This window comes from Psychrobacter sp. (assembly GCF_018260395.1).
GTDB lineage: Bacteria > Pseudomonadota > Gammaproteobacteria > Pseudomonadales > Moraxellaceae > Psychrobacter.
The window spans coordinates 1-3,466 of sequence record NZ_JAGLBC010000189.1 but is presented as its reverse complement, the minus strand read 5'-3'; the positions used below and the strand labels follow the sequence as shown (position 1 = coordinate 3,466).

The window sequence follows — 3,466 nt, the reverse complement described above, 5'->3', positions numbered from 1 at the left end:
AAAAAAAGGTTAGGATAACCCAACCTTTTTTTAATCATCAATCCAATATAAACACACTGAATTGAATGATGTATAAATAACTGTCAAAACTCAAGTGTTATTGCTTTAAATTTTATTTTTGAGTTTTGATTGCCGCTTCAACAAAGCTGGCAAATAAGGGATGACCCGTACGAGGTGAACTGGTGAATTCAGGGTGAAACTGAACACCGATAAACCAAGGATGATCGGCAATCTCAACCGACTCTACCAAATGCTGCTTTGCAGAATAACCTGATATCGCCATACCAGCATCTTCTAAAGGCTCAATATAACGATTGTTCATCTCATAACGGTGGCGATGGCGCTCAGTAATAACTTTTGAGCCATATATTTGATGCAATTTAGAACCATCGACCAACTCAGCTTTTTGGCTACCTAGACGCATGGTTCCGCCTAAGTCAGAGTCATCATTGCGAACTTGCAATTCACCCTTTTCATCAAGCCACTCTGTGATTAGACCAATAATAGGCTCTTCAACTTGGCGATTAAACTCGGTTGAATCTGCTTTTAGACCTAACTTATTTATAGCAAATTCAATCACAGCCAACTGCATACCCAAACAAATACCTAAATAAGGAACTTTGTTTTCACGGGCATAAGTGATAGCACGCATTTTACCGACTTTACCTCGCTCGCCAAACCCACCAGGAACTAAAATGGCATCAGCTTGTTGCACATGCTGCATTAAGCTATCATCTGTTTCTAAAGCTTCCGCATCAACATAGTCAATTTCAACTTTGGTCTTGTGCGTAATACCAGCATGGAGCAACGACTCATTAATAGACTTATAGGCATCTGGTAACTCAACATATTTACCAACGATAGCTACTGTAACTTTACCTTCTGCATTCAACAGATTTTCAACGACTTTGTCCCAATCTGAGAGATCAGCTTCTGGCGCTTCGATACCAAATCGCTCAAGGATGATATCGTCTAAGTCTTGTTCATATAATGTACGCGGTATCTGATAAATACTATCAGCGTCTTCACATAGGATAACTGCACGCTCTTCTACATTGGTAAATAACGCAATCTTACGGCGATTGTCTTCACCAATGGCATGCTCAGAGCGGCAAATTAATACATCTGGTTGTAAGCCAATTGAACGCAATTCTTTTACTGAGTGCTGTGTAGGCTTGGTTTTGGTTTCGCCAGCACTAGAAATATAAGGCACTAGAGTTAAGTGCATCAGCATTGCCCGGTTTCGACCAAGCTCAACTTGTAGCTGACGAACCGCTTCCATAAACGGTAGCGACTCAATATCGCCAACGGTGCCACCAATTTCAATAATGGCAATATCATAGCCTTTACCACTGGCATGGATACGAAGTTTGATTTCATCAGTGATATGAGGAATGACTTGTACAGTACCGCCAAGATAATCTCCACGGCGCTCTTTGTTTAATACAGTTTGGTAAATACGACCACTGGTAAAATTATTGGTTTTACTCATTTTTGAGTGGCGTAAAAAACGCTCGTAATATCCAAGGTCTAAATCAGTTTCGGCACCGTCTTCAGTCACGAATACTTCGCCATGTTGAAATGGGCTCATGGTACCTGGGTCAACATTAATGTAAGGGTCCATTTTGGTCATGGTTACTTTTAAACCACGTGCTTCCAATACGGCCGCTAATGAGGCTGCGGTAATACCTTTACCTAGTGAGGACACAACCCCACCGGTCACAAATATAAATTTAGTCATAATTTTTGTCTTATAGTGGCAGTAGGCAGTTGGCAAAAAGAGATTTTACTAAATTTGAGTGTAAATTTATAGGGTTGACTTTATATTAACTTTTTGGATACTACTATAAAGACATTTATAATGTATTTTCCATTAACTAAACTTTGTGGTAATAGCTTTTCAACGACTTCTTTAATATGTCATCTTAAAGACTTAGTAATATAATAAGACCCAATCAAAAAAGCTCATCCCCGAAGGAATGAGCTTTTTTCGATGAATACTCTAATTTAAATTAAATTAGAATTTGTATTCTAGACCACCACCGATACCAAATGAATCCTTATCAGATTCTTTAACTGTACGTATTTTAGCTGTAGTAGTGTCAGTTTTAGTTTTATCATTCATATAAGCACCATATAAATGACCAGTAGTTGCTTTATTGAAAGCATATTTACCACCTAAAACAACACGGTATCTATCTTGATCTGCTTTACCTAGATAGTTATTCACAATATCACCTTGAGCATAAGCAGTCCAAGGAGTACTTGTGGCCATTTGACCACTAATAGTGAATGCATTTTCATTATCATCAGTGTTACGATCAGTCAATTGGTATAAAGCGCCTAGTGTAGTCTTACTATCAAGAGCATAGTTACCGCTTACACGCATCGCTTTTAGAGTATCACCAGCGGTCACATAAGAGGCACCTACATTCATTGGACCAGCAGAATATTTTGCACCGATTCCAAACGCATCACGACCAAATGAATCTTCTTTTGAACTATTTTCATCCATGACATAATCAGCCATGAATTTAAAACCATTATAATCAGGAGAAGTATAAACAATATTATTATTAGCTCGTGATGCATCATAAGAGGCTAATACATTATCTCCACCTATAACACCACCCTGAGTTACATTTGCAAAATCAACTTCACTGTCGATTGTCTTCATACGACCAGCAAGTAGAGAACCATATTGTTTATTACTTAAACCTAAATAAGCATCACGTGCTTTAAATGTATCGTCTTTAATATTGTTATCTACGTTAACACCATATTCAAGTTTATAAACTACATCCGTCGTAGGGTTTAAAGGTTCAGAACCTTTAAAGCCAATACGTGAACCATTTGATTTAAGCTTTACATTGCCATCAGGATCATTTGTACTAGAACTATTAGTCTGTTTACCAGTCGTCGCATCATAAACAGTTACGTCAGTATCAGTACTATCATCTTGATAATCTAACGTTAAAAATGCTTTACCGTAAACAGTAGGAGCAGCGTTAGCCGCAGATACAGATAGAGCAGCGATAGCTGATGCTAAAAGTAGTTTTTTCATGGGGTATTTCTCCACTTTTCAATTTTAGTGATGGGCTGCCCTAACAAGCTAACGCCCAGGTTATAAGTTATTAGTAATGTCCCTAAAGTTTTGACTTATAAGCATCTAAAAAAGATACAAATTGTGTCAGAACCAAATTTGATATGATTATGGCAACATATTGTGACAATTATGTTAAACCAGTAACTGAAACAATAAATTAATTTACCTTTTAAACGTTACAAGAGTAAGCTAAGTTAATAGTATTGTTACAAGGTTAACCAAAATCATACCTTGAATATAAGGATATCAACTTTGAAATAATTTGCAACACTTATTTAAATATTTATATTTAAGAGTTTAAATAAACAACTTGTTAACTTTTTAATGTAAATTTAAGCTTAAACAACACAACTTTTATGA

The 3,466-nt window shown here is 36.7% G+C and carries 2 protein-coding genes; both read right to left on the bottom strand.

What is annotated here, in order from left to right; all coding sequences use genetic code 11:
- Window positions 1–112: 112 nt before the first annotated feature.
- Entirely contained in the window at window positions 113–1,741 is a 1,629-nt protein-coding gene (locus QZ265_RS10245; protein ID WP_296405872.1) for a CTP synthase, read from the bottom strand.
- Window positions 1,742–2,017: 276 nt separating this feature from the next.
- Window positions 2,018–3,064 (bottom strand): porin, encoded by a 1,047-nt coding sequence (locus QZ265_RS10240; RefSeq protein ID WP_296405870.1) that lies wholly within the window; start codon window positions 3,062–3,064, stop codon window positions 2,018–2,020.
- Window positions 3,065–3,466: the final 402 nt, after the last annotated feature.

What these genes read in the sequence shown, in the direction of transcription:
- QZ265_RS10245 (WP_296405872.1), bottom strand. Translation starts at nt 1,741, where the DNA reads ATGACTAAATTTATATTTGTGACCGGTGGGGTTGTGTCCTCACTAGGT.
- QZ265_RS10240 (WP_296405870.1), bottom strand. Translation starts at nt 3,064, where the DNA reads ATGAAAAAACTACTTTTAGCATCAGCTATCGCTGCTCTATCTGTATCT.